Raw genomic sequence first — 26581 nt, 5'->3', positions numbered from 1 at the left:
CGCTACGGTGGGTCGGCCGGCAGTTCGGCAGGGCGGCAAGACAGCGCGGATCGCACGAGGTTGGGGCACAGCACTCGATGGCACAGGGCTCGGTCCAGGTGACATACGCCGGAGCGTCGCGATGGCGACGCCGTACGGGGGACTACGCCTCCCTCTCCGCCGCGCTGGAGGCCGCGGCCGACGGTGACGTGCTCACCATCAGTCCCGGAACCTACCGGGAGAACGTCGTCATAGAGCGCGCGGTCACGCTCCGCGGCACCGAGCGCTCCGGCGGCCCGGTGCGCATCGCCCCGGCGGAGGGCGCGGCGCTGACGCTGCGCTCGGCGGCGACCGTGCGCGACCTCCAGGTGGAGGGGCAGGACTCAGCGGCGCCCGCGCTGCTGGTCGAGGACTGTGCCCCGGAGTTGACGGGGCTGCGGGTGGTGACCCGCTCGGCGGCGGGGATAGAGGTGCGCGGCGCCGCCCGTCCGATGGTGCGGCGCTGCGCGGTGGACAATCCGGCGGGCCTCGGGATCAGTCTGTCCGGCGGCTCCGGTGGCCTGTTCTCCGAGTGTGAGGTGGTCAGCGCGGGGCAGTCCGGTATCGCGGTGCGGGACGGCGCGCATCCACGGCTGGAGCGCTGCCGGGTGCACCACGCCTCCGGCGCGGGCATCTCGCTGCACGGCGAGGGCAGTTCGGCGGAGGCGGTGGGCTGCGAGGTGTACGAGATCAAGGGCAGCGGGGTGCGGGTCGCCGCCCGCGCGAACGGCCAGCTCACCGACTGTCAGGTGCATCGCACCTCGGCCGACGGCGTCACGCTGGAGAGCGACGCGGTGCTCACGCTGGCGGACTGCGACATCCACGACACCACGGAGAACGCGGTCGATCTGCGGTCCCGCTCGGTGCTCACGCTGACCCGGTCGACGGTGCGCCGCTTCGGCCGGAACGGCCTGTCCGTCTGGGATCCGGGCACCCGCGCCGACGCCAACGGCTGCGAGATCCACGACAGTTCGGGCGACTATCCGGCCGTCTGGGTCAGCGACGGCGCCACCGCCGTCCTGGACACCTGCCGGGTGCACACGGTGCCGGACGCGCTGTTCGTCCTGGACCGCGGGTCCCGGGCGGACGTGGTGGACAGCGACCTCAGCCAGGTGCGCGGCACCGCCGTCTCGGTGAGCGACGGCGGTGCCGTGCAGCTGGACGACTGCCGCATCAGCCAGGCCACGACCGGCGCCTGGTTCCGGGACCACGGCAGCAGCGGCACCCTCGCCGCCTGCACCATCGACGACACGGCGACCGGTGTCATCGTCACCAAGGGCGCCGATCCGACGATCGAGCGCTGCACGGTCAGCGCCCCGTCCGAGGCCGGGTTCTACGTGTCGGCCGAGGGGCGCGGCACCTTCCACAACTGCCGGGTCACCCGCTCTCGGGGGTACGGCTTCCACGTCATAGACGGCTGTCCCACGACGCTGCGCCGCTGCCGCACCGAGCGGTGCGCGCGCGGCGGTTACGAGTTCGCCGAGTCGGGGCCGGTGGTGGAGGACTGCGTGAGCGACGAGAGCGGCACTCCGGTGAGCGGTGAGCCCCGGCAGCCCTCCGCCGGTCCGGTCGAGACGGCCACCGCCACCGTGACCGCGCGGCCGTCGGGGCAGGTGGCCGCGGCCCAGCAGCCGGTGGCGCCGCGGGAGACCGGGGCGGCGGCTCCCGAGGCGCCGCCCACCCGGCCCTCGAAGGAGGTGCTGGGGGAACTCGACGCGCTGGTGGGCCTGGAGAGCGTGAAACTGGAGGTGCGCAGCCTCACCGACATGATCGAGGTGGGCAGGCGGCGCCAGCGGGCGGGTCTGAAGGCGGCGTCGGTCCACCGGCACCTGGTCTTCACCGGCTCCCCCGGCACCGGCAAGACGACGGTGGCCCGGCTCTACGGGGAGATCCTGCGTTCGCTGGAGGTGCTGGAGCGCGGGCACCTCGTGGAGGTCTCACGGGTCGACCTGGTGGGCGAGCACATCGGCTCCACCGCGATCCGTACCCAGGAGGCGTTCGAACGCTCCCGTGGCGGGCTGCTGTTCATCGACGAGGCGTACGCGCTGGCGCCGGAGGACTCGGGCCGGGACTTCGGCCGCGAGGCCATCGACACCCTGGTCAAGTTGATGGAGGACAACCGCGAGCAGGTCGTGGTGATCGTCGCGGGGTACACCGCGGAGATGGAGCGCTTCCTGGCCGCCAACCCCGGTGTGGCCTCCCGGTTCTCACGCACCATCACCTTCGCCGACTACGCGCCGGAGGAGCTGCTGCGGATCGTCGGCCAGCAGGCCGAGGAGCACGAGTACCGGCTCGCCGAGGGCACGGACGAGGCGCTGCTGAAACACTTCACCACGCTGCCCAAGGGGCCGACGTTCGGCAACGGCCGGACGGCCCGGCAGGTGTTCGAGGCGATGGTGGAGCGGCACGCGGGCCGCGTCGCCCAGCTGCCGGATCCGGGCACCGACGAGCTGACCCTGCTCTACCCGGAGGACCTGCCGCCGCTCTCCCCCTGAGCCGGTCCCTCCCACTCCCCCGGCTCCGCCGCCCGGTCACCGTCGGCGTCCCGCCGTTCCTGGGCGGGGAGCTGACCGGCGGCCTCGGTGGGCGGGGTCAGGTGGGCGAGCAGGGCGTCGCGCGCCGCGCCGAACGCCGGGTCGGCCTGGTAGTCGCTGTGGCCGAGGATCGGCTCGGGGAGCGGGTGGGCGTCGGTGCGTCCGTAGACGAGGGGGTCGCGTAGCGGGCCCTGGTCGACCCGGCAGCTGCCTCCCGGGTGGTCGTGGCCGGGCAGGACGGCCCCGCCGATGGGGTCGGTGGACCGCCACAGGTTGCGCCAGCAGTCGACGTCGCCGTGCAGCGTGCGGAGCGCGGCCGGGCCGAAGTAGGCGGGGAACCAGCGGCCGTAGAGCCGCTCCAGCGGGGAGCCGTAGGTGAGCAGCGCGATCTGCCGCCGGGTGACGGGGTCGAGCTGCCAGGCCGCGGAGGCCGCGAGCACGCTGCCCTGCGAGTGGCCGGAGATGACGAGCCGTCCGCCGGGTTGCTGACGGGTCCAGGTGGCCATCCGCCACGCCAGGTCGGGCACGGCGCGCTCGGCGTAGCAGGGCGGAGCGAAGGGGTGGGCGGCCCGCGGCCAGAAGGTGCCGACGTCCCAGAGGATGCCGATGGTGCGGCGGGCGGAGGCGTCCCGGTAGGCGCGGCGGCCCCAGGTGAGGAAGGCGAGGAAGGCGAAGCCGATCATCCAGGAGCCGAGCGCCTGCACGGTGTCGGCGGCGCCGTCGATCAGGGCGGGAGCGCCGTCGGCCGCGCCGCCGGGGGTCTTCCCGGTCAGGAGGGTGCCCAGCACGGCGACGCCGCCGAGCAGCAGCGCTATCAGCGCGACGGTCCCCACCAGCCAGGGGGCGCGGTCGGTCAGTTCGGCGCGCGCTATGGCCCCGCCGATCCGCCGGGAGCGGGACTCGTCGGGCAGTTCGCCCGGGTAGTCCGCGTCGACCTGCTCGCGGAGCCGCTGAGCGCGGCGCACCAGCTGGAAGGAGAACCAGCCCAGCAGTGCGAGGACGACCAGCAGCAGCACGGGGATGGCGGACGCCTGCCAGGTGAGCAGGACGGGCGGTCCGGCGATCAGCCCGTCGGAGCCTGAGCCGTCCAGCCAGTCGCCGACGCGCTGGGCGACGCCGCCGGTCATCAGCCCGCCGAGGCCGCAGGCGAGCATCGCGACGGCGGCGGGGGCGAGGCCGGTCAGCGCGGTGCGCGGAACGCGGCGCTCGCGGTAGAGCAGGAGTCCGGTGACGGCGAGGGCCGCGGCGAGGGCCCCCTGGACGACGGCGAGCACCCCGAAGGTCTCGTCGCCGGGGAGGGTGGCGCCGGAGGCCCAGCCGGGCCGGGACCAGCAGGCGTAGACCGCGGCGAGGCCCGCGACCGCGATGGCGGCGCCGGGCAGCGCGCGCACGGCGAACCGGTCGACGCGGTCGTCCGGTTCGCTCTGTTTGCTGCCCCGGCGGCAGACGACGTACACGACGCCGCAGGCGCCGAGGAGGATGACGGTGGCCAGGGCCCAGCCGAGGACGTCCAGCGCGGCGGGGCCGCCGGGTTCGCGGTCGTGGCGGGTGGCGGCGGCGGTCAGTGCGGCGGCGACGGTGAGGAACCCGGCGGCGGTGTGCGCGGCGCGGAGCCTGCTCACCAGCCGGCGGCCGTACCAGAACCCCGGCAGGCAGAGCGCGGGGCGGCCGTTGGCGGCGGGCTCGTCCTCGGCGATGGGGCGGCGCAGGGGCTGCTGCGACTCGTAGGCGCTCCAGGTGCGGTGCGAGAGCCACCACATGAGGGCGGTGAGCGCGGCGGGCAGCAGCGCGGCCAGCGCCAGGCGCCGTCCGGGCTGACTCCACCAGCCGCCGCCCTCGGGGTGTTGGGTCAGGAACCCGAGCCAGGCGCGGTCCCGGGTGCACTCGGGGTTGCCGGCGCACTGCCAGGCGACGAGGTCGAGGGCGACCTCGCAGGCCCCGGCGACGAGTAACACGGTGAGGCTGAGCGCCAGCAGCCGCACGATCAGCCCGTGCGCCCGGACGGCGCGGCTGCCGGGGCCCGCGCTGCCGGTGCCGGAGTCGGGGCGCATCCAGTGGGCGAGGTTGACGACCATGAAGGGCAGCAGCAGGAGCCAGAGCGCGCGGGCGCTGTTGCCGGAGGTCAGGTTGGACCAGCAGTACGCCTCCGGGACCGGTTTCTCCGCGTAGTCGCGGGGGCGTTGTTCCGCGTCGGCGTCCTCGCCCCGCCGGTGGATGGCGGCGGTGTGGTCGCCGGTGACGCGTGTGGTGCGTGGGTCGCCGAGCATCTCCTGTGGTGTGGTGCCACCGACCCCGTGCACCAGCAGTTCCAGGGACAGTCCGCGTCGCTCGGCCGTCTGCTTCGCCCGCATGTCGTGGTCCCCGCTCTCCCCGTGTGTGAACCAGCGAACGTCGTACAGCATCGCGGCGCCCGGCCCGTCTCGCATCCCCCGGGGAGGGGACGTGCACGCCTGCGGCACAATCGTGACACGCTCGGCGCACACGGTGCGCCGGCACCGGCCCGGGTTCCCGCGACTGGCGGGCGCGCGGGGGCACTTGGGGGCGGCGAAGCCCACGGGGGTGACCGGTGCCGGACACTCGCGGCGCCGGTGGGGAGGGGGCACGCGCGCCGGTGTGCCCGTGCCGGGGAGCGCTCGCGCGCCGGTGCCCCTCCCCCGGCAGCGCGGTGGAGTCCGGTCCGGCGCTCCGGAACGACCGTGGCGGCGTGAGGAGTCACTCGGATGCGATACCAACTGCGAGCGGTGGGGCCCGACTTCGTGGGGAGCGCCCAGCTGCGGCTGGCCTTCAGTACCGCGCTCTCCGCTCCCCCGTCCCGGGTCTACCACGCGCTGGCTGAGGAGCCGGAGGGCTGGCCGCGCTGGTTCGGCGCGGTGACCTCGGTGACCGCCGAGCGGGACGGGGAGCGCCGGGGGCGGCGGGTGCGGCTGCGGGGCGGCGGCGACTTCGCCGAGACGGTGCTGGTGGAGCGGCCGGACGAACGGTACGCGTACCGCGTGGACACCGCCAACGCGCCGGGGCTGCGGGCGCTGGCGGAGGACTGGCACCTGTCCCCGGCGCCGGACGGCGGCACCCGGGTGTGGTGGACGATCGGGCTCGACGGCGGCGTGGTCGCCCGCGCCCTGATGCGCTCCGCTGGCCCGGCGCTGCGGCTCAGCTTCCGGCGGGCGATGCGCGACCTCGACCGGCTGCTGGCCCGGGAGGGCTGAGCGCGTGGGGCGCGCCGCGCGCTCAGCGCGGGGCGGCCCCGGTCTCCAGCAGGGTCTCGATGGCGGCGGTGAACGGCCCGATGTCCAGGCCCTGTTCGGCGAGCCAGGCGTCGGAGTAGTACTTGTCGAGGTAGCGCTCGCCCGGGTCGCAGAGGAGCGTGACGACGCTGCCGGTCTCGCCTTGCTCGGCCATCTCGGCGACGATCAGCAGGGCGCTCCACAGACCGGTGCCGGTGGATCCCCCGGCCCGCAGTCCGGTGTGCCGTTCCAGCGCGCGGACGGCGGCGACGCTCGCCGCGTCCGGCACCTTCATCATGCGGTCGATGGCACCGGGCACGAAGCTGGGCTCCATCCGGGGGCGGCCGATGCCCTCGATGCGGGAGGCGTGCGCGCTGACCGCGCCCGGGTCGTCGCGTACCCAGCCGTCGAAGAAGCAGGAGTTGTCCGGGTCCGCGACGCAGACCCGGGTCTCGTACCGCTGGTAGCGGATGTACCGGCCGAGGGTGGCGGAGGTGCCGCCGGTTCCGGCGGTGGCGACGATCCAGGCCGGTTCCGGGTACCGCTCCCAGCGCAGCTGTTCGAAGACGGACTCCGCGATGTTGTTGTTGCCACGCCAGTCGGTGGCCCGTTCCGCGTAGGTGAACTGGTCCAGGTAGTGGCCTCCGGTCTCCCGCGCGAGCGCGGCGGCCACCTCGTACACCGCGGCCGGGTCGTCCACCAGGTGGCACTCGCCGCCGTGGAACTCGATGAGCCGGGTCTTCTCCGCGCTCGTGGTGCGGGGCATCACGGCGACGAAGGGCACGTTGATCAGCCGTGCGAAGTACGCCTCGCTGACCGCCGTGGAACCGCTGGACGCCTCGATGACGGGGCGGCCCCGGCGGATCCAGCCGTTGCACAGCGCGTAGAGGAAGAGGGAGCGGGCCAGCCGGTGCTTGAGACTGCCGGTGGGGTGGGTGGACTCGTCCTTGAGGTAGAGGTCGACGCCCCAGCGCTCGGGGAGCGGGAAGGCCAGCAGGTGGGTGTCCGCGCTCCGGTTGCCGTCGGCCTGGACCCGGCGGACGGCCTCGCGGAGCCAGGCGCGGTCGGCCGGGTCGCCGCGGTCCACGTCGAGGGTGGGGGCGGCGGCGCCGCACCGCGCCGGGATCCGGTGCGCGACGGCTTGCCAGTCGACGGTCTCCCGGGGTGGTTCTGGGGTGCTCACGAAGCCGATCATAGGGCGGTCTGGCACTCGGGCCCGGACGCAGGCACACTGCGGAATGGGACATGGCCCGGAACCCGCGGCCGTGTGGGGAAGCCGGAAACGGCATGGACAAGGTGGGAGGCGGTCGACTGTGGCGGAGCCGGATTTCGATGTGGCGGGGGTGGAGATACGCCGGATGCTGCGCTCCCTCACCCGGGCCGGGAACGTCCTCGTCCGCGAGGGCAAACTCGTGCTCCAGACCAGCTACGGCAGTGAGATCGACAGCGCCCCGCTGGAGCGGGTGCGCGTCAGCGGATACGGCGTCCGCGACTACGCGCTGGCCACGATGGACGGCAGCCGGTACGTGCTGCGCTTCGCCCTCGGCCACCGCGAGGGGCTGCTCGACGCCATCCGCACCGCGCGGGCCAAGGCCGACGCGGAACGCGGCGTCCTCGGCCGCTGAATCCGGTGCCCGGCGTCGGCGGGCCGGACGCGCCCCGGCGCGGGCCGAGCGGCCGGGCCCCACCGGTGGTGGCGCCGGGGCCGAGTCCGGGCGCCCGCCGGGCCTTCCGCGTGCCCGGGTGTCCGCGGCGGCCGGGGCCCTGAGCGCGCGGCCCGGCGGCGGGCGGGGCTACTCCTCGCGCACCTTGATGACCTCCACGATGTCGACGACGCACAGCAGCGTGTCGTCGCCCTTCACCCCCGTCGCCTCGCTCCCCTCCCGGCCGTAGCCCATCTCCGGGGGGACGGTGAACTCGACGCGGCTCCCGGCGCGTTTGCCGACCAGGGTGGCGTCCCAGGCGCGCAGCACCTGTCCGATGCCCAGCTGGAACACCTCGGGACCATCGCGTTTGAAGGAGGCGTCCAGGATCTTGCCGGTGTCCCAGAACTGGAGCACGTAGTGGCACTTGAGGTGGTCACCGGCCTTGACCGTCTTGCCGGTGCCCTTGATCAGGGTGCGGGAGACAATGTCGGTCGGTGCCGCGCCGGAGGTGGCGGCGACGGTCGGCCGCTGCCCGAACTTCTTGCCCGCGGTGATCGCCGGTAGCTTCGCGCTGGCGGGGCCGGTGCGCTCGGGCTGGCCCTCCTCGGCCGGGGTTCCGGTCTCCAGGCTCTCGCCGTCGCCGTTCCCCTTGGCCTTCGCGTCGCCGCCGCCCTCGCTGTCCCGTTCCCAGAGTGCGAAGGCGCCACCGCCGCCCACCGCGACGGTGGCGATCCCGGCCGAGAGGCCGAGGACGGCGCGACGGGACAGCCTCCCGCGTCCGGCGCCGCCGGACGGGGGCGGCACGGCGGCGGGGGTGGGCCCCGGGGTTCCGTACCAGGGGGTGGCGGGCGGCTGCATCATGGGCGCCGGGCCGAAGCCCTCGCCCGGCCCCGTCAGGGGGCCGCCGCCGGGGGTCAGCGCCTCCGGGGGGACGACCGGCCGGGTCACCATCGTGGTGATCGCCGGGGGCAGCCAGCGGCGCTCGCGCACCTCGTCGGGGACGGCGAACCCGGCGCGCAGCTCGGCCAGTTCCGGGCGCAGCGCGGGGTCCTTCGCCAGGCAGCGGTTCACCGTCTCCCGCAACGACTCGGGCAGCCCGTCGAGTTGGGGCTCGTCCTCCATGGTGCGGTAGATCATGGCGAGGGGGTCGCCGTGGCCGAAGGGCCCGTCACCGGTGGCGGCGAACACCAGGGTGGCGCCGAGCGCGTAGACGTCCGTCGGCGGGCCGACCGTGCCGCCGCGCAGCTGCTCGGGTGCCATGTAGCCGGGGGTGCCGGGGGCCTGGCCGGTCCGGGTGATCTGGGAGTGCTCGACGGAGCGGGCGATGCCGAAGTCGATGACGCGCGGGCCGTCGTCGGCGAGGAGCACGTTGGACGGCTTGAGGTCCCGGTGCACCAGACCGGCGCCGTGGATCGCGTCCAGCGCCTCGGCGACTCCGGCGAGCAGTCCCCGCAGGGCGGCTTCGGGCAGCGGACCGTCGGCGGCCACGGCGTCGGTGACGGAGACGCCGGGGATGTACTCGGTCGCCAGCCAGGGCCGCCGGGCCCCCGGGTCCGCGTCGATGACGGCGGCGGTGAACCGGGCGCCGACCTTCCGGGCGGCGTCGACCTCGCGGGTGAACCGGCGGCGGAAGTCCGCGTCGTGGGCCAGTTGGGCGTGCGCCGCCTTGATCGCGGCGAACCGCCCGTCACCGGAGCGCCCGAGGAAGACCTCGCCCATGCCCCCGCTGCCGAGCCGTCCGAGCAGCCGGTAGCTGCCGATCCACGCCGGATCCTCTGCCTCCAGCGGATTCATACCTCGCCTCTCCTCCCCCGTCGCGCCGTGTGAGCGTACAACCTCACCGCGCGCGGACGGAGGGTGGTCCGCCGTACCCTCGCGCGGGGGAGGGCCGGTGCCGTGTCGGCGGGGCCCGGGCGGCGGTGCCGTGCGGGCGACCGCCACCCGTCCAGATCCCAACTCGCCTGCGGGGCAAGGTGGTTGGCGGCGGGTTCCGGGGTTGTCCGGTGGCGGAGGGCACCGCTACCGTGGGCGGGCTCGGCTTCCCCGGGGCGTCCGCTCCCGGTGTCCGCACTCCCGGCTCCCGGAGGTGCCGTGGGCACGACTCCCGAGTCCCCTCCCTCGAAGCCCTCCGGGGACACCCCCGGTACCGGCTGGTTCCGCGAACTCGGCCCCCGCGGCAGACGCGCCTTCTACGGCGCGTTCGGCGGCTACGGCCTGGACTCCTACGACTTCCAGGTGCTCCCGCTCTCGCTGGCCGCCATCACCAGCTACTTCGCCCTCTCGGGCGGTGAGGCCGGGCTGCTGACGACGGTGACGCTGGTGGTCTCCGGGCTCGGTGGGGTGCTCGCCGGGATCCTCGCGGACCGGATCGGCCGGGTGCGCACGCTGATGCTCACCGTCGCGGTGTACGCGGTCTTCACCCTGCTCTGCGGCTTCGCGCCGAACTACGAGACACTGCTGGTCCTCCGGGCGTTCCAGGGGCTGGGGTTCGGCGGCGAGTGGGCGGTGGGGGCGATCCTCGTCGCCGAGTACACCAGCTCCCGGTACCGGGGACGCACGGTCGCCGTGGTGCAGAGCTCCTGGGCGGTCGGCTGGGCCTGCGCGGTGCTGGCCTACACGCTGGTCTTCGCGCTGGTGGACGAGAGCCTCGCCTGGCGGGTGCTGTTCTGGACGGGGGCGCTGCCCGGACTGCTGTTGCTGTACGTCCGCCGCCGGGTGGAGGACGCGCCCGCCGCCGAGCGGCAGCGGCGCGCGCGGGGCGGCGCGGGGACCCTGCGCCGTATCCTGGCGCCACCACACCGCCGCACCACGCTGTACGCGGCGCTCATGTCCACCGGGGTGCAGGGCGGTTACTACACGCTGGCCACCTGGGTGCCCTCGTACCTCAAGACGGAGCGGGGCCTGTCGGTGGTGGGCACCGGCGGGTACCTGTTCCTCCTCATCTCCGGCGCGTTCACCGGTTACCTGACGGGTGGTCACCTCACCGACCGGCTCGGACGCCGGGCCAACATCGCCCTGTTCGCGGTGTTCTCGGCGGTGGCGATCGTCAGCTACACGCTCGTGCCGGAGGGCGCGGACACCCTGGTGCTGCTGCTGGGCTTTCCGCTGGGCTTCTGCACCTCCGCCATCTTCAGCGGTTTCGGTGCCTTCCTGAGCGAGCTGTACCCGACCGAACTCCGGGGCACGGGGCAGGGGTTCACCTACAACGTGGGCCGGGCCGTGGGCGCGGTCTTCCCCTCGCTGGTCGGCTTCCTCAGCGACGGCTGGGGGCTGGCCGGGGCGCTGACCTTCGGCGCGCTCGGCTACGCGCTGGCGGTCGCCGCGCTCTTCGGGCTGCCCGAGACTCGGGGCCGCTCCCTGACCTGACGTTCACTCATCTTCCCCGCGCCGTACGGTGACTGGCGCGTCGTCCTGCCCGTCGCGCCGGGCGGCGGGGGATTCGGCGGGCCAGTCGTCCGGGTCGGGTCCGGCGGTGCTGCTCCGGGGCCGCAGCGCGGTACGGAGCACCACGGTCCGCAGCGGCTCCCCGGAGCCCGCGATCCGTTCCTGGAGCAACTCCGCTGCGGCCACCCCGAGTTCGTAAGCCGGGAGGTGGACGGTGGTGAGCGGGGGCCGCACGAGCGAGGCCCAGGGCACGTCGCCGAACGAGAGGATGCCGAACTCCGGTGGTTCGACGCCCGCTTCGCGCAGTGCCCGGAGGGCGCCGACGGTCATGAGGTTGTTCGCCACGAACACCGCGTCCGGCGGGACGGGGAGAGCCAGCAGCTCCCTCATGGCGGCGTAGCCGCCCTCCTCACGGAAGTCGGCGTGCCGGGTGTGGGCCCGGATCCACTCCTCGGCCACCCCGGCGTCCAGCAGTTCGGCGCGATATCCGGCCAGCCGGTCCTCGGAGGTGGAGGCGCCCGCCGGTCCGGTGACACAGGCGATCCGGCGGTAGCCCCGGTCCAGCAGGTGGGCGACGGCCTCCGCGCTGCCGTGCTGGTTGTCCACCAGCACGGTGTCGACCTCGGCGGAACGCGGTCTCCGGTCCACCGCGACCACCGGCATCCCGCGGGCGGCGAGGGCGGACAGGTCGGTGCGGCGCCGGGAGGCGGCGGCGACGATCACACCCGCCATCTGCTCGGCCAGCGCTATCTCCAGGTACCGGCTCTCCTTGCGCACGTCCTCGTCCGAGTTGCACAGCACCAGCGAGTGGTTGGTGCGCTGGGCGGCGTCCTCCACGCCACGGGCCAGGGCGGTGAAGAAGGGGTTCTCGATATCCGGGATGAGCAGCCCGATGACGCTGGCCCGCTGGATGCGCAGCGAACGGGCCACCCGGTTGGGAGAGAAGCCGAGTTCGGCCGCGGCCCGGCGTACGCGCTCGGCGCGCTCGGGGGTGACCCGGCCGCTGTTGAAGACCCGGGAGACGGTCGCCGGGGAGACCCCGGCGGCCCGTGCCACATCGCTGATCGTCGCCACCGGACTCCTTCGGTCTCTGGGGCGGGAGGGCCCGGACGGCTGGAGCACGCACCGGCCGCGGACGCCCGTGTCCGACCTCTTGACGCCCCGCGTACCGAACCCTATGTTCGCGTGAAATGGATTTCAACAGGGGCCCCGCAGAGCCCCGTTGATGCTCTCCGCACCACCCGTTCACCGCACGTGCAGGCCCTGATGGCCAGGGTGTGCTCACGCGCGGCCAGTTGAGAAATCGATTTCAGAACGGAGCGTGGAATGCTCGACGAACTGCTCCGGCGCATCGGGGAGTTGAGACGGTCGGTGAGGCCGGCGAACAGCGCCGGTCGCGGCGGGATGGGTGGCCGGTCCGCCGGGAGTTCCCCGTCCCGAGCCGTCCGTGGGTCCACCTCCGGCCGTCGCCCCCACCGTCCCTGACCCACGCGAGGCCGCCCGCCCGGCGGCCCGGAGCCCGGCGGCCCGTTCCGCGAGCCGGCCCCGCGCCCCTTCCGCCGTGGCACGACCGGACGCCGCCCGTTCCCCGTCCCCGTCCCTGCCCCCGCCCGCCAACGCCGGTGCCAGAGCGCCGGGTTGACCCGTCACCGGGCTCAGCCGACCGGCCGGACCGGCGCGTTCGCCATCCGGTCGCGTGCGGCCCGGTGCTCCCCCACCCCCGCACCCCGTCCCGAGGAGCCGCATCCATGGCACGTATCGGCCTGCTCCCGCTCTCCGACGGCCGCGCCTACGTACGGCGCGACGTCCACGCGCACATCGACCGCTCCGCCACCCAACTCGCAGCCCTGTTACGGGAGGCGGGGCACGAGGTGATCACCGCCCCGGAGCAGGTCAGCAGCAACACCCTGGCGACCTCGCAGGCCCGCTGGCTGGCCGACCACCATCCGGACCTGACGATCCTCCACTACGCGGTGTGGACCTTCCCGCACTTCACCGCGCTGGCCGCGGACGCCCTCCCCGGGCCCCTGCTGCTGCTGTCCACCATCGACCCCCAGTACCCCGGAATGGTGGGGATGCTCGCCGCGGGCGGCGCCCTCGACCAGATCGGGCGCACCCACACCCGCGCCTGGGGGGACCTGGACGACCCGGCGGTGCGGGAGCGGATCCTGACGCAGGTGCGGGTCGGCGCCGCGGTGAGCGGGCTGCGCGGCTCCACCTTCGGCCGGATCGGCGGGCGCCCCATGGGGATGTACACCGCGACCGCCAACACCGACCAGTGGATGCGGCTGTTCGGCGTGGACGTCGAGGAGATCGACCAGTGGGAGATCGTCCGCCGCGCCGACCAGGTCGCCCAGCGGCGGGTCACCGCCGCCCGCGAGTGGCTGGAGCGGCACACCGCCGGAGTGCTCTACGACGGGGACCGGCTCACGCCCGAGTTGCTGGAACGGCAGGTCCGCTCGTACCACGCGATGCGTGAGCTGATCGACGAGTGGAACCTCGACTTCTCCGGGATCAAGGGACAGCCCGAACTCACGGCGAACTTCTGCACGATGGACGTGGCAGAGGCGTTCCTCAACGACCCGTACGACTGGGAGGGGCCCAAGGAGACCCATGTCACCGCGACCGAGGCGGACATGGACGGGGCGCTGACGATGCAGTTGCTGAAGCTGCTCACCGGCGATCCGGTGCTCTTCGCCGACGTGCGCCACTACCACGCGGACCGGGACGTGTGGGACCTGTGCAACTCGGGCCAGCACACCACCTGGTACGCCGCGCGGTCGGACGATCCGGCGGAGAACCTGCGGCACGTGACGCTGATGCCGGAGGTGTTCTACTTCCCCGCGGGCGGTGCCTCCGTCCAGCACCTCGCCGCACCCGGCGAGATGACCTTCGCCCGGCTGACCCGGGCGGACTCCGCGTACCGGATGCACGTGACGCGCGGCTCCCTCACCCAGTACGACAGCGAGACCAACGAGCGGATGATGCGGGCCTCCACCTGGGAGTGGCCGCATGCCTTCGCCGAACTCGACTGCTCCGCCGACGAGTTCCTGTCCCGCTTCGGTTCCAACCACCTGCACGCGGTACCGGGCGACCACGTCGAGGCGCTGCGCGCGGTCTGTTCCCAACTCGACATCGCCTACGACGGGTTCGGCGGCGCGCGCTAGCCCGCGCCGCGCTCCGGGGTCAGCAGCCAGTGCGAGGGAAGCGGGGACCAGAGAGCATGACCGACGAACAACCGGCGGTGGAACCGCCGTTGCTGGCGATGCGGGATATCGTCAAGTCCTTTCCGGGCGTCCGCGCGCTCGACGGGGTGCGGCTGACCGTGCGCGGCGGCCAGGTGATGGCGCTGCTGGGCGAGAACGGCGCGGGCAAGTCGACGCTGATGAACATCCTCGCCGGGGCAGAGCCCGGCTACGCGGGCACCATCACGTGCGCGGGACGGCGGGCCGACATCCGCCGGCCGAAGGACGCGCGGGCGCACGGCATCGCGATGATCCACCAGGAGCTGAACCTGGTGCCCGAACTGTCCGTGGCGGAGAACGTCTTCCTGGGCCGGGAGCCGCTGACCGCGCGGGGAACCGTGGACCGGGCGGCGATGGAGCGCCGGACGGGGCGGCTGCTGGACCGGCTGGGGCTGGAGGTCGCGCCGCGCCAGCGGGTCGGCCGGTGCCGGATCGCGGAGCGGCAGCTGATCGAGGTCGCGAAGGCGCTCGCCGGTGACCTGCGGCTGCTGGTGATGGACGAGCCGACCTCCGCCCTCGCCGACGCGGAGGTGCGGCGGCTGTTCACCGTGATCCGGGATCTCACGGCCGACGGCACCGGCGTCGTCTACATCTCGCACCGGCTGGAGGAACTGGAGGAGATCGCGGACGCGGTGACGGTGCTGCGGGACGGCCGCTTCGTCGGGGAGCGGCCGATGGCCGGGACCAGCCGGGAGGAGCTGGTGCGGATGATGGTCGGCCGTCCGCTGACCGAGCTGTACCCGCGCGGTGGCGCGCAGCGGGGTGGGGAAGCGGTTCGGCTGGAGGTGACCGGGCTGCGCTGCGCCCCACCGGACGGCAGGCCACTGCACGGTGTCGACCTGACCGTCCGGGCCGGGGAGATCGTCGGCCTGGCGGGGCTGATGGGAGCGGGCCGCACGGAGGTGCTCCAGGCGCTGTTCGGCGTCTACGGCCGCCGGGTCGAGGGCACCTTCGCCCTGGACGGCCACCCGTACCGGCCGCGCGGCCCCCGGCACGCGATCCGCCGCGGGATGGCGCTGGTCGCGGAGGACCGCAAGGCGCAGTCGCTGGTGCTGGGCGCCACCGTCACCTTCAACAGCTCGCTGTCGGCGCTGCGTCGCTACCGGCGGCCCTGGCTGACGGTGGACCGGGCCACGGAGCGCGCCGAGGTCCGGGCCCGCGTACGGGACCTGCGGGTCAGGACGGCGTCGCTGGCGACGCCTGTGGGGCGGCTCTCGGGCGGGAACCAGCAGAAGGTGGTGCTCGCCAAGTGCCTGCTGACCCGCCCCGGGCTGCTGCTGATGGACGAGCCGACGCGCGGCGTCGACGTGGGCGCCAAGGCGGAGATCCACGCGCTGATGGACCGGCTCGCGCGGGAGGGCACCGGCATCCTCGCGGTCTCCTCCGAGTTGCCCGAGCTGATCGGGATGTGCGACCGGGTGCTGGTGCTCTGCGAGGGGCGGCTCACCGGCGAGTTCCACCGCGATCCGGCGCGCGGCCCGCGCGCGGAACAGGAGGCGCTGCTCCGCGCGGCTATGGCGCGCCCCGTAGCGGCGGAACCACCGGGCACGGGCCGCGTGGAGCGGGTCCGCTCCACGGACGTCGGGCGGGCGGACGGGGGTGAGCGGCGATGAGCCGGACGCTCCCCGGTCCCGAACCGGCACCCGACGCCGAACCGCCGGACGGGCCGCCGGACGGCGAGAGGCCACCGGAGAGGGGCGGGTGGCCCGGGCGGTGGGCCGGGGTCCGGCGGGCGCTGCCCGCGCTGGGCTCGCTCCAGGGCGGTGTGGGGCTGGTGCTGGTCCTCGTCATCGGGATCGTGACGAAGGGCGACACCTTCCTCAACGAGACGAACCTGACCAACGCCGTCGGCGCGTTCTCCTCGCGGGGCATCCTCGCCGTCGGGGTCACGCTGGTGATCCTCACCGCGGGCATCGACCTGTCGGTCGGCTCGCTGATGGGGTTCTGCTCGATGGCGGCCGCGCTGCTGCTGGTCAACGAGCAGCTGCCGGTGTGGCAGATCGTCCCGCTGTGCATGCTGGCGGGGGCCGCGTTCGGCCTGGTCAACGGCGTCGGCACCGCGTGGCTGCGCATCCAGTCGTTCGTGATGACGCTGGCGATGCTCTCCATCGCGCGGGGGCTGGACCGGCAGATGTCCGACAACGTCTCGGTGGGTACCCAGGTCTCCGGGCCGGACGGTCAGCTCACCCCGGAGTCGGAGTCGTTCCAGTCGCTCGGCACCCCGGGGCACAACGTGCTGGAGGGCACCTGGCTGCCCCTCGTCGGCCGGGAGGGCGTCTACTTCCCGGTGCTCGCGTTCGTCGCGGTGTGTGTGGTCTTCCATCTGCTGCTGACGCGCACCCGGTTCGGCCGGCACGTCTACGCGGTGGGCGGCAACCCGACGGCGGCCCGGCTGTCGGGGGTGAACGTCACCTTCGTCGTCATCGCCGTCTTCACCCTGTCCGGGATGCTCGCGGGGACCGCCGGGCCGATCGACGCGGCCTACAGCGCCTCCGCCGACCCACTCGCCGGAACCTCCTACGAGCTGGACGCGATCGCGGCGGCGGTCATCGGCGGCGCCTCGCTGGCGGGCGGCAAGGGGACGATCGCGGGGACCTTCGTCGGCGCGCTGATCCTGACGCTGCTCGACAACGTGCTGGGGCTGAACGCGGTGAGCGACAACTGGCAGCTGGTCATCAAGGGGTCGATCGTCGTGGTGGCGGTGGTGCTGCAACGGCCCGACCTCCTCCGCCGGAGGGAGAAGCAGGCATGAGGCACCACAGGGACACCGCGAGCGCGGCGCGGAACCGGAACCGGGGCGGGAACGTCCGGTCCCCGGCCCCCGAAGACGGCCCCGGGCACGGACCCGGACCCGGGGCCGGTAGCCAGCGGCGGGGCCGGGCCGCGCGGGCGGTGCTGGCGGGCGCGACGGTGCTCGCGCTGGCCGCCGTCCCCGCGTGCAGTTCCAAGGCGCCCGGCGGGGACGGCGCGAGCGGCGGCGACAAGGACGAGTTCGTCGTGGGCTACTCGCAGGCCAACAACGCCGAGCCCTACCGCGCCCAGCTCAACCTCCAGCTGAAGTACTTCGCGGGCAAGCACCGCAAGCTGCGGCTGCTGCCCATCGCGGACGCGAAGCAGAGCAGCGCGACGCAGGTCAGCCAGGTGCAGAACTTCATCCAGCAGAAGGTGGACGTGCTGATCGTCTCCCCGAACGAACCCGCCCCGCTGACTCCGGCGGTGAAGCAGGCGTGCGCGGCGAGGATCCCGGTGATCGTGCTGGACCGCACGGTCAACACCGACTGCTACACCTCGTTCATCGGCGGGGACAACTACGCGATCGGCAAGCGGGCCGGGGAGCGCGCGGTCAAGGCGCTGCCGAAGGGCGGCAAGGTGGCCGAGCTGCGCGGGGTGCTCAGTGCCCAGCCGCAGATCGAGCGGCACCGGGGCTTCCAGGACGCCCTCAAGGGGCACGGCGTCGAGGTGGTGGCGCACCGCGAGGCGAAGTGGCTGCGCGCCAACGCCACCCAGATCATGCAGCAGTGGCTCCAGCGCGGCACGGACATCGACCTGGTGTACGCGCACAACGACGACATGGCGATCGGCGCCCAGCTCGCCGCGGAGTCGGCGGGGAAGGCGCGGGGGATCCGGTTCCTCGGCATCGACGGTCTGGCCATCCCGAGCGGCGGTATCCGCGCCGTTCAGCAGCGGAAACTGCTGGCCACCTACCTGTACCCGACGGCCGCGAAGGAGGCCGCGCGAACCGCGGCCGCGGCGGCGTCGGGTAAGAAGGTACCGAAGAAGCAGGTGCTGAAGACGGAGGAGATCATGTCCGGCAACGCGGAGCGCGTGTACGAGCGCTATGACATGAGCGGGAAGCTCGGGTGACGCGCGCCGGGCTGCTGCTGGGGATCGACATCGGCACGGCCTCGTCGAAGGGGGTGCTGGTCGACCCGTCCGACGGGCGGCTGGTCGCCAGCGCCGTACGCGAGCACACCACCGCCACCCCGCACCCGGGCTGGTTCGAGCACGACGCGGAGCGCGTCTGGTGGGGCGACCTCGTCGCGCTCGCGCGTGAACTCCTCGCAGACGGACCGGAGTTGGCGGGGGTGTGTGTCAGCGGCATCGGGCCGTGCCTGCTGCCCACCGACGCCCGGGGCGAGCCGCTGCGCCCGGCGATCCTCTACGGGGTCGACACCCGGGCCGGGGAGCAGATCGCCGCGCAGCGCGCCCGGTACGGCGCCGAGCGGGTGCTGGAGCGGTGCGGTTCCGACCTCACCAGCCAGGCGGTCGGACCGAAGCTGGAGTGGCTGCGCGAGCGCGAACCGGAAGTCTACGCACGCACCCGCCGCTGGTACATGGCCAGTTCCTGGGCGGCGCACCGGCTGACGGGCGGTGCCTACGTCCTGGACCACCACTCGGCCAGCCAGTGCGCCCCGCTGTACGACCTGCGGGAAGGGCGCTGGATCGAGGAGTGGCGGGAGGAGATCGCCCCCGGGCTGGAGTGGCCCGAACTGGTCTGGCCCGCCGAGGTGGTGGGCGAGGTGTCGGCGTGGGCGGCCGGGACCACCGGGATCCCGGCGGGCACCCCGGTCGTCGCGGGCACGGTCGACGCCTGGTCGGAGTCGGCCGGGGTGGGGGCCACCGGCACCGGCGACCTGATGTTGATGTACGGCACGACGATGTTCCTGGTGAACGTGGTCCCCGAGCCGGTGTCCGACCCGCGCCTCTGGTCGACGGCGGGAGTGTTCGCGGGCACCTCCTGTCTCGCGGGCGGCATGGCCACCTCGGGCGCGGTGACGGGTTGGCTCCGCGACCTGACCGGCGCGGACTTCGGGACGCTGACGGCCGAGGCGGCCCAACTGCCGCCGGGGGCGGAGGGGTTGCTGATGCTGCCGTACTTCGCCGGGGAGCGCACCCCGGTCCTCGATCCGGAGGCGCGCGGCGTGGTGGCGGGGCTGACGCTGCGGCACGGCCGGGCCCACCTGTACCGGGCGGCGCTGGAGGCGACCGCCTTCGGCGTGCGGCACCACCTCGCGGCGATGCGCGAGGCGGGAGGCACGCCGGACCGGCTGGTCGCGGTGGGCGGCGGGGCGCGGGAGCTGTGGACCCAGGTGGTCTCCGACGTCACCGGACGCGAGCAGCGGCTGCCCCGGCACACCATCGGCGCGGCCTTCGGGGACGCCTTCCTCGCGGCCGTGGGCGTCGGCGCCGCCCGCCGTCCGGACATCGCGGAGTGGAACCCGGTCGAGGCCACGGTGGCTCCCGAACCCGCGCACGCGGCGGTGTACGGGGAGCTGTACGGCCACTACCGGACGCTGTACCCGGCCACCCGGGAGACCGTGCACGCCCTGGCCGCGCGGCAGCGGGCGGACGACCGGAGCGCTGCCGGGCCGGGCTGACCCCGCTGGGCCCGGCCCGGGCACGCCGCCGGGCCGGGCTCAGCCGCCGAGGGTGCCCAGCGGATCGTCCAGTACCGGCTGCCAGGCCAACTCGGCGGCGCCGACCAGGGAGTTGTGCGCGAGCGAGCTGGGCAGCACGGGCACGCCGCCGCCGCGCCCCCAGAGGCTGCGGCGGGCGACGACGGCGCCCAGCCGCTCGCCACCGGCCTCGGCGAGCACCCGGTGCAGCCCGGCGAGCACGATGCGGTCCGGGTTGAGGATGTTGACCAGCCCGGCGAGGCCCAGCCCGAGCCGGTCGATCAGCGTGTGGACGGCCTCGCGCACGGCGGGGTCGGTGGCGTACTCGGTGTGGATCAGCTCGCGGGCCTGCTCCAGCAGGGAACTCTCGGGGCCCGGGGAGCGTCCGGCGGCGTCGAGCAGCGCGAGCGGGTCGGTCTCCACGTCCAGGCATCCCCGGCTTCCGCAGTGACAGGGGCGCCCGGCCGGGTCGACGGTCAGGTGACCGACCTCCAGCGCCAGCCCCGAACTCCCGGTGTGCAGCCGCCCGTCCAGGACCAGCGCCCCACCGACACCACGGTGCCCGGTGCCGACGACGAGCAGGTGGCGTGCCCCCCGGCCCGCGCCGTGCCGGTGTTCGGCCAGCGCGGCCAGGTTGAGGTCGTTCGCCGCGTGTCCGGCGGCGGTGGCGCCCGGGCCGGCGCGGCCGGACGGGCCGGGGACACCCTCCCGTTCCAGGCAGCGGGTGAACAGCTCCCGCACCGGGACCCCGGCCTCCCAGGCCAGGTGCAGCGGGTTGAGCGCGGTGCCGTCGGGCTCGGCGACGGCGGAGGGCACCGCCAGCCCCGCGCCCACACAGCGGCGTCCGCTCTCCCGCAGCAGCTCGGCACCCGCGCGCACGACCTCGCCCAGCACCTGTTCCGGGTCGGCGGTGACGGTGCCGCAGCCGGGCACGGTGGCGACGAGGCGTCCGCCGAGTCCGACCAGCGCCGCCCGGAACCCGTCGGCGTGCACCTGCGCCGCCAGGACTACCGGGCCGTCGGGGTCGACGGCGAGCCGGTGCGAGGGCCGCCCCTGGGTGCCGACGGCGGCCGAGGGACGGGAGTCGACGCTGATCAGCCCGAGCGCCTCCAGTTCGGCGGCGACCGCCCCGGCCGTCGCCCGGGTCACGCCGAGTTCGGCGGTGAGCACGGCGCGGGTGGGCGCCCGGCCGGTGTGGACCAGTTCCAGCGCGGGGCCGAGGGCACCGCGGCCCCGCTCAAGTCTTGTACGCGTCAGGGTCACTCCCCTATTCTCACTTTGTGCCGAAGCTAAACAAAATACGGTCGGCGCTTGGCGGCCCACCGCGGACGTCCACCGCGTCCACCGATCCCGCCCTGCGCCAACTCCGCGCCGCACTCACCGTCTTCTTCGCTCTGGACGGCTTCATCTTCGCAGGCTGGGTCGTCCGCATTCCGGCGATCAAGGAACAGACCGGAGCCTCCTCCAGCGCGCTCGGCCTGGCGCTGCTCGGGGTGTCCGCCGGGGCCGTGGTCACCATGGTCGTCACCGGCCGCCTCTGCCACCGCTTCGGCAACCATCCGGTCACCGTCGCCACGGCACTGCTCCTGGGGATCAGCGTGGCCCTGCCACCGCTCACCCACTCCGCCCTCACCCTCGGCCTGGTACTGCTGGTCTTCGGCGCGGCGTACGGCGGTATCAGCGTCGCCCTGAACAGCGCCGCCGTGGACCTCGTGGCGGCGCTGCGCCGTCCCGTCATGCCCAGCTTCCACGCCGCGTTCAGCCTCGGCGGGATGCTCGGCGCGGGACTGGGCGGACTGCTGGCGGGGCGGCTCCCCGTCGACCGGCACCTGCCGCTGCTGGCGGTCGTCGGGCTCGCCGTCACCGCGTTCGGCGCCCGGCCGCTGCTGCGCCACCCGGCCCCGGCCGCCCGGGAGTCCGCCCGCCCCTCCACGGCCGGAGCGGCTCCGGAGCCGCTCCGGGGGGTGCGCTGGATGGTCGCGGTGCTCGGCCTGATCGCACTGTGCACCGCCTACGGAGAGGGCGCGCTCGCCGACTGGAGCGCGCTCCACCTCACCGAGGAACTGGAGGCGAGCCCGGGCGTGGCCGCCGTCGGGTACTCCGTCTTCGCGGGGGCGATGACCGTCGGGCGGCTGTCCGGGACCGCGCTGCTCGAACGACTCGGCCCCCGCCGCGCGTTGACCGGCGGCGGAGCCACCGCCGCCGTGGGGATGACACTCGGGGCGCTGGCGCCGAGCGTCTGGCTGGCGCTGACCGGCTTCGTCGTCGCCGGGCTCGGCCTCGCCAACATCTTTCCCATCGCCATCGGCCGCGCCGGGGACCTCGCCGGGCCGAACGGGGTGGCGGCGGCCTCCACGCTCGGCTACGGCGGGATGCTGCTCGGCCCGGTCGCGATCGGCTTCCTCGCGGACTGGTACTCGCTGCGCTCGGCGATGGTCACGGTGGCCCTGCTCGCCGGGCTCGCGGCGGTCGTCTCCGCGCTCGCCCGGCGGGCGGTGGCCCCCGGCGCCACTATTACCCACGAGTAACAAGCGTGGTACCTTCGCCTCCATGCCCAACCCACTCGCCACACCCTGGGGCATGCGCCACGCTCTGGTCGTCTGGCCGCCGTTCCTCTTCGCCGGGATCAAGGTCCTCGACATCTCCGAGGACTGGAGCAGCGCCCGGGTGCGGATGCGGCTCGGCAAACTGAACCGCAACACCTTCGGCACCCAGTTCGGCGGCAGCCTGTACTCGATGACGGACCCGTTCTGGACCCTGCTGGCGCTGCGCCAGCTCGGCGCCGACTACCACGTCTGGGACAAGGCCGCCGAGATCGAGTACGTCACCCCCGGACGCGGCCCGGTCTACGCGGAGTTCACGCTCACCGAGGACCGGGTGACGGAGATCCGCGAGGCCACCGCGGGCGGCGCCAAGACCCTCCCCTGGTTCCGGACCGAGGTGACCGCGGCCGACGGCACCGTCGTGGCCCGCGTCCGGAAACAGCTGTACGTCCGGCGCAAGCCGGACCGCCGCTGAGCGCGGCCCACCCCGGAACAGCACCGCGCCCTCCGGCCAACCGCCTCCCGGCGGGGGCCGGTTGACGGCACCCCGCCCCGGCCCGCCCCTTCCGGGAGGGACACGCCGCGCTCGCCCCGGGTGCCGGGCTCAGGACTCCCCGTCCGGGCCGGGCTCCCGCCTCCCCGGACCGCGTACCGGCCCGCCCCGCACCGGCCGGGTCACCTGCTTCGCCAGACACGGCGGGATACCCGCCGCCACGTCCGCGTGGTCCCGCCGGTAGACGCCGGGAGAGACACCGACCAGCTCGGTGAAGCGCGTGCCGAAGGTGCCCAGCGAGGAGCAACCCACCGCGAAACAGACCTCGGTGACGCTCAGGTCCCCGCGCCGCAGCAGCGTCATCGCCCGCTCGATACGCCGGGTCATCAGGTACGCGTACGGCGACTCGCCGTAGACGCGCCGGAACTCCCGGCTCAGGTGCCCGGCCGACATGTGCGCCCCGCGCGCCAGCGCCTCCACGTCCAGCGGCCGCGCGTACTCGCGGTCGATCCGGTCGCGGACGCGGCGCATGGCGGCCAGGTCGCGCAGTCGCCGCGCCTCGGAACGCTCCATGGCCATGGGCCCGATCGTCCCACGCCCCCGCCAGGACCCGCGCCGCCGGGACCCGGCGGCGGCGAGGACCGCCAGTCCGGAGCGGACGGGACCGGGGGCGGCGGGGGCGGCGGCAGCGAAGAGGCGGCGCGGGGCGGTGGCGCGCGCCGCGCCAGGGGACATGCCGGTCAGCCCGCCGCCGCGCGCGTGATCCGGGCGATGCGCCGCTCGGTCGCCTCGTCGAGCGCGGTGAGGAACCACGCCGAGGCCATCAGCCGGTCCCCCGCGCCGTCCTCGGCCGGGAAGTGCGCCTTCTCCGTCAGGCCGAACGAGAAGTACGGGTCGTCGGCCCGGAAGAAGAGCAGCACGGGCCCGCTCCCCCGCGCGTACCCGGGCATGCCGTACCAGACCGGGGCCGCAGCTCCGGCACGGCACCGATGACGATCTCGTGCACGCGCTCACCCATCTCCCGGTACGCCGCGGGGAAGGCGGCGATCTTCTCCCGCACCGCCGCCTCGTCCCGGGCCGCCCGGCCGGACGCCTCCGCCCCGCCGGAGGCCCGCCCCTGGCCCGTCTTCCGCCTCTCCGCCACGCGCTCTCCCTCTCCGTCCCTGTCGCTGCCCTTGCCCCGTCCGTCACCCGGCCGGGATGACCGCTCCGCTCAGTCCCGTTGGTTGACGCGGATCAGGTTGCCCGCCGGGTCGCGGAAGGCGCAGTCGCGTACGCCGTAGTCCTGGTCGATCGGCTCCTGCACCACGTCGGCCCCGGCGGCCTCCAGCCGCGCGAACAGCCCGTCGAGATCGTCGGTGGCCAGGGTGATCGCGGCGTACGCGCCCTTCGCGATGAGGTCGAGGACCGTGGCGCGCTCCTCCTCGGTGACACCCGGGTCGATCGCCGGCGGGTGCAGCACGATGGACGTGCCCGGCTGCCCCACCGGACCCACCGTGATCCAGCGCATGTCCTCGTAGCCGACGTCCTTGCGGACCTCGAAGCCGAGGGTGTCACGGTAGAAGCCGAGGGCCGCCTCCGCGTCGGTGTGCGGGAGGAAGGCGTAGTGAATGCTGATGTCCATGGGCCTCACGCTAGACGCGGCCGGACACCGGGCACTTCTCGATTCCTGATCGATCCAGAGGACCACTCGCGTGGCACAGCGGGCCTCCGCCCCCTGGTCACGCCGGGGTCACCGGCGCCCCGACGCCGGGCTCGCCCACCGTCCCCTCCCCCGCGGGTCACCTACCCCCGCCGTCGCGGAGCGCCCACCGGCCCCTCCGCCGGGCTCGCCCACCGCCCGGCGCGGGTTGCTGGCGATCCGGCAGCGAGCGGGCGGGGCGGCGGGTGGCCCAGGCGTGGTGTCAGGCCGACGCGACGCGCAGCAGGCGGAGTTGGCCGATTTCCGCGACGTTCTTCATCAGCTCGGCGTTCACCCAGGCCAGCATGTCCGCGACGGTGCGGTCCGGGTCGTGCTGCCAGGGGAAGGGCGCGGTGGCGTCGAGTTCGGCGTCGGTGAGGGTGCCGAGAACGTCGAGCCAGTCGTCCCGGAGGGCGCGCAGCCAGTCGGCGGCCGCCTCCTCGCCCGGCCAGACGATCTCGGTCCGCTCCCTGGGAACGCGTCCGCGCGCGTGGTCCAGCGCGGTGGTCCACCACCAGCCGATGTGCCAGCTGACCCAGCCGATAGTGGGGACCGGCACCGGATCGGGCTCGGTCTCGGCGAAGTCCGGCCGCCACACCCCCGAGGGGTCCTGGCGTACCGTCCAGCAGTGCGCGGTGGGCTCCCAGCGGAAGTCGCCGGGCCGCAGCCGCTCCGCGTGGTACTCGAAGAGCTGCCAGACGAGGTCGAACTGCTGCCGGAGCAGGTCACATCGAGGGGTGGACATCCGCCGATCCTGACACGGCGTCGCCGCTCCGGACAGTGAATAAGTGACGGACGGCACGGGACGGCGGCGGGGACCGCGTCCACCGCGCCTGCCGAGGGGGGCACCGCGCCTGCCCCGGGGTCCAGCGGGCCGACCCGGGTCCGCCGGACCGGCCGGGTCCACGCGGGGTCCGCCGGATCCGCCAGCATGCGCTGAGGCCCCCCGGATCCGCAGGGGTCCGGGGGGCGGCGAGGGGTGGCCGGGTCCCGACCGGGACGGCCGGGACCGGGAGCCCGGGGGAGGGCGGAGCGCCCTAGGTGGTGGGGCTGCCGTTCTTGTCGAGCCGGTCGAGGACCCGGCGGGCGACGGGGTGGGTGCGCACCACGTCGCCGAGCGAGGTGGAGCCGCGGGTGAACCGGGCGAAGACGTTCCAGGCGGGGCGGAATCCGGTGAGCGCGGCGTGGATCAGGGCGGGGCGCTTGGCGAAGACTCGCAGCAGGCGGCGGCCGACCCCCATCTCGACACCGAGCCCGGAGCGGATGGCGAAGGCGTAGTTGAGCGCTTGGCGGCGGGCCTCGACGGCGTCCGACGCCTCGGCTATCCGCACCGCCCACTCCCCGGCGAGCCGCCCGGAGCGCAGCGCGAAGGAGATGCCCTCCCGGGTCCAGGGCTCCAGCAGTCCGGCGGCGTCCCCGCAGACCAGGACCCGGCCCCGGGAGAGCGGGGAGTCGTCCGCGCGGCACCGGGTGAGGTGGCCGGAGGAGACGCTGGGCTCGAATCCGGCGAGTCCGAGACGGCCGATGAAGTCGTCCAGGTAGCGCTTGGTGGCCGCGCCGTCTCCGCGCCGGGCGATCACGCCGACGGTGAGGGTGCCGTCCTTGGGGAAGACCCAGCCGTAACTGCCGGGCAGCGGGCCCCAGTCGATCAGCACCCGGCCCGCCCAGTCCTCGGCGACGCTCTCCGGGACCGGGATCTCGGCCTCCAGGCCGAGGTCGACCTGGTCCATCCGCACACCGACGTGTGCGCCTATCCGGCTGGCGCTGCCGTCCGCGCCGACCACGGCGTGGGCCAGCACGGGCCGCTCCTCGCCGGACAGCACCACGGCGACGGTGCGGCGGTCCGGAACGTCCGGGCCGTGCTGCTCCACACGCGTCACGGTGACGCCGGTGCGCAGCTCGGCTCCGGCCTTGAGGGCGGACTCCACCAGCGCGTGGTCGAACTCCGGCCGGTTGACCAGGCCGAACAGCATGGTGCGGGAGCGGCGGGTACGGGCCAGCCTGCCGCCGAGCGAGAAGGTGACGGCGTGTACGCGGTCGCGGAGAGGCAGGTCGAAGCCGGGGGGCAGGGCGTCCCGGGTGGGGCCGATGATGCCGCCGCCGCAGGTCTTGTAGCGCGGCAGTTCGGCCTTCTCCAGCAGCAGGACCCGGCGGCCCGCCACCGCGGCGGCGTAGGCGGCGGAGGCGCCCGCCGGACCCGCGCCGACCACGACCACGTCCCATACCGCGCTCTGGTCGCCTTGCTGCTCGTCTCCGGCTGCGCTGTCGCTGCTCACGCTCTGCTTCCGCTCCCGCTCGGCCTTGGTTCGGATAGGGGCGACCGCATCCTACGGCCTCCCGGGTGCGACCTCACTGTGGGATGATCGACCGCACCGCTGTTCGATCACGCCGGACGCGCGCGCACGCGGTCCGGCCCG

21 protein-coding genes are annotated in these 26581 nt (G+C 74.4%); 11 read left to right on the top strand and 10 right to left on the bottom strand.

Annotated elements, in window-relative coordinates; translation table 11 throughout:
• The first annotated feature begins 77 nt into the window (after positions 1–77).
• Positions 78–2513, top strand: a complete 2436-nt coding sequence (locus E0L36_RS17295; protein ID WP_180929873.1) for a right-handed parallel beta-helix repeat-containing protein — start codon at positions 78–80, stop codon at positions 2511–2513.
• Here the strand turns inward: E0L36_RS17295 and E0L36_RS17290 are convergent.
• Entirely contained in the window at positions 2480–4903 is a 2424-nt protein-coding gene (locus tag E0L36_RS17290; RefSeq protein ID WP_180930081.1) for a hypothetical protein, read from the bottom strand. The two genes, E0L36_RS17295 and E0L36_RS17290, sit on opposite strands and share 34 nt — an antisense overlap.
• Before the next feature lie 369 nt (positions 4904–5272).
• On the opposite strand from E0L36_RS17290, the gene E0L36_RS17285 reads away from it, so the two are divergent.
• Positions 5273–5758, top strand: coding sequence for an SRPBCC family protein (locus E0L36_RS17285; RefSeq protein WP_180929872.1), 486 nt, complete (start codon positions 5273–5275; stop codon positions 5756–5758).
• A gap of 22 nt (positions 5759–5780) precedes the next feature.
• Here E0L36_RS17285 and E0L36_RS17280 read toward each other — a convergent pair whose 3' ends face one another.
• Positions 5781–6959: a PLP-dependent cysteine synthase family protein gene (locus E0L36_RS17280; protein WP_374705542.1), complete on the bottom strand. Its 1179-nt coding sequence runs from the start codon at positions 6957–6959 to the stop codon at positions 5781–5783.
• Positions 6960–7089: 130 nt separating this feature from the next.
• Between E0L36_RS17280 and E0L36_RS17275 the strand changes: the two genes are divergently transcribed.
• Positions 7090–7401 carry a hypothetical protein gene (locus E0L36_RS17275; protein WP_180929870.1) on the top strand — a complete coding sequence of 104 codons (312 nt, stop codon included), beginning with the start codon at positions 7090–7092 and terminating at the stop codon, positions 7399–7401.
• Positions 7402–7569: 168 nt separating this feature from the next.
• On the opposite strand, the gene E0L36_RS17270 is transcribed toward E0L36_RS17275, so the two are convergent.
• A complete protein-coding gene (locus E0L36_RS17270; RefSeq protein ID WP_180929869.1) occupies positions 7570–9216 on the bottom strand; it encodes a protein kinase in 1647 nt (548 codons plus the stop codon).
• 297 nt (positions 9217–9513) lie between these two features.
• On the opposite strand from E0L36_RS17270, the gene E0L36_RS17265 reads away from it, so the two are divergent.
• Complete coding sequence (locus E0L36_RS17265; protein ID WP_180929868.1) at positions 9514–10788, top strand: MFS transporter; 1275 nt, start codon at positions 9514–9516, stop codon at positions 10786–10788.
• A gap of 3 nt (positions 10789–10791) precedes the next feature.
• Here E0L36_RS17265 and E0L36_RS17260 read toward each other — a convergent pair whose 3' ends face one another.
• Positions 10792–11880: a LacI family DNA-binding transcriptional regulator gene (locus E0L36_RS17260; RefSeq protein ID WP_180929867.1), complete on the bottom strand. Its 1089-nt coding sequence runs from the start codon at positions 11878–11880 to the stop codon at positions 10792–10794.
• Between the two features lie 674 nt (positions 11881–12554).
• Here E0L36_RS17260 and E0L36_RS17255 point away from each other — a divergent pair.
• From E0L36_RS17255 to E0L36_RS17235, 5 genes are read left to right on the top strand one after another with little or no spacing between them, the layout of a single operon-like run.
• A complete protein-coding gene (locus E0L36_RS17255) occupies positions 12555–13973 on the top strand; it encodes an L-fucose/L-arabinose isomerase family protein (protein WP_180929866.1) in 1419 nt (472 codons plus the stop codon).
• Positions 13974–14029: 56 nt separating this feature from the next.
• Positions 14030–15664: a sugar ABC transporter ATP-binding protein gene (locus tag E0L36_RS17250; protein WP_180929865.1), complete on the top strand. Its 1635-nt coding sequence runs from the start codon at positions 14030–14032 to the stop codon at positions 15662–15664.
• A complete protein-coding gene (locus E0L36_RS17245; RefSeq protein ID WP_180929864.1) occupies positions 15661–16803 on the top strand; it encodes an ABC transporter permease in 1143 nt (380 codons plus the stop codon). The genes E0L36_RS17250 and E0L36_RS17245 overlap by 4 nt, the downstream gene beginning before the upstream one ends.
• Positions 16800–17915 carry a substrate-binding domain-containing protein gene (locus E0L36_RS17240; RefSeq protein WP_180929863.1) on the top strand — a complete coding sequence of 372 codons (1116 nt, stop codon included), beginning with the start codon at positions 16800–16802 and terminating at the stop codon, positions 17913–17915. The genes E0L36_RS17245 and E0L36_RS17240 overlap by 4 nt, the downstream gene beginning before the upstream one ends.
• Positions 17912–19429, top strand: coding sequence for an FGGY-family carbohydrate kinase (locus E0L36_RS17235; RefSeq protein ID WP_180929862.1), 1518 nt, complete (start codon positions 17912–17914; stop codon positions 19427–19429). Before E0L36_RS17240 ends, E0L36_RS17235 begins: the two co-directional genes overlap by 4 nt.
• A 39-nt stretch (positions 19430–19468) precedes the next feature.
• On the opposite strand, the gene E0L36_RS17230 is transcribed toward E0L36_RS17235, so the two are convergent.
• A complete protein-coding gene (locus E0L36_RS17230) occupies positions 19469–20710 on the bottom strand; it encodes an ROK family protein (protein ID WP_180929861.1) in 1242 nt (413 codons plus the stop codon).
• 17 nt (positions 20711–20727) lie between these two features.
• Here E0L36_RS17230 and E0L36_RS17225 point away from each other — a divergent pair, with 17 nt between their 5' ends.
• Positions 20728–21975, top strand: coding sequence for an MFS transporter (locus tag E0L36_RS17225; protein ID WP_180929860.1), 1248 nt, complete (start codon positions 20728–20730; stop codon positions 21973–21975).
• Between the two features lie 22 nt (positions 21976–21997).
• Complete coding sequence (locus E0L36_RS17220; protein ID WP_180929859.1) at positions 21998–22465, top strand: DUF4442 domain-containing protein; 468 nt, start codon at positions 21998–22000, stop codon at positions 22463–22465.
• A gap of 129 nt (positions 22466–22594) precedes the next feature.
• Here the strand turns inward: E0L36_RS17220 and E0L36_RS17215 are convergent, their stop codons facing one another.
• The 5 genes from E0L36_RS17215 to E0L36_RS17195 all read right to left on the bottom strand — a co-directional run bounded on the left by E0L36_RS17215 (position 22595) and on the right by E0L36_RS17195 (position 26440).
• Complete coding sequence (locus E0L36_RS17215) at positions 22595–23062, bottom strand: helix-turn-helix transcriptional regulator (protein WP_180929858.1); 468 nt, start codon at positions 23060–23062, stop codon at positions 22595–22597.
• A gap of 161 nt (positions 23063–23223) precedes the next feature.
• Positions 23224–23403: a hypothetical protein gene (locus E0L36_RS27070; RefSeq protein ID WP_219636582.1), complete on the bottom strand. Its 180-nt coding sequence runs from the start codon at positions 23401–23403 to the stop codon at positions 23224–23226.
• A 293-nt stretch (positions 23404–23696) separates the two neighbouring features.
• The gene (locus E0L36_RS17205; RefSeq protein ID WP_180929857.1) at positions 23697–24107 is read right to left on the bottom strand and encodes a VOC family protein; all 411 of its coding nucleotides are present in this window, start codon (positions 24105–24107) and stop codon (positions 23697–23699) included.
• Positions 24108–24387: 280 nt separating this feature from the next.
• Complete coding sequence (locus tag E0L36_RS17200) at positions 24388–24909, bottom strand: DinB family protein (protein WP_180929856.1); 522 nt, start codon at positions 24907–24909, stop codon at positions 24388–24390.
• Between the two features lie 292 nt (positions 24910–25201).
• Positions 25202–26440: a geranylgeranyl reductase family protein gene (locus E0L36_RS17195; protein ID WP_308416791.1), complete on the bottom strand. Its 1239-nt coding sequence runs from the start codon at positions 26438–26440 to the stop codon at positions 25202–25204.
• Positions 26441–26581 lie beyond the last annotated feature (141 nt).

Origin of the sequence: Streptomyces sp. AJS327 (assembly GCF_013450295.1) — a bacterium.
Lineage (GTDB): Bacteria > Actinomycetota > Actinomycetes > Streptomycetales > Streptomycetaceae > Streptomyces.
The sequence above is the reverse complement of the archived record's forward strand: the minus strand, read 5'-3'. Positions and strand labels throughout refer to the sequence as shown.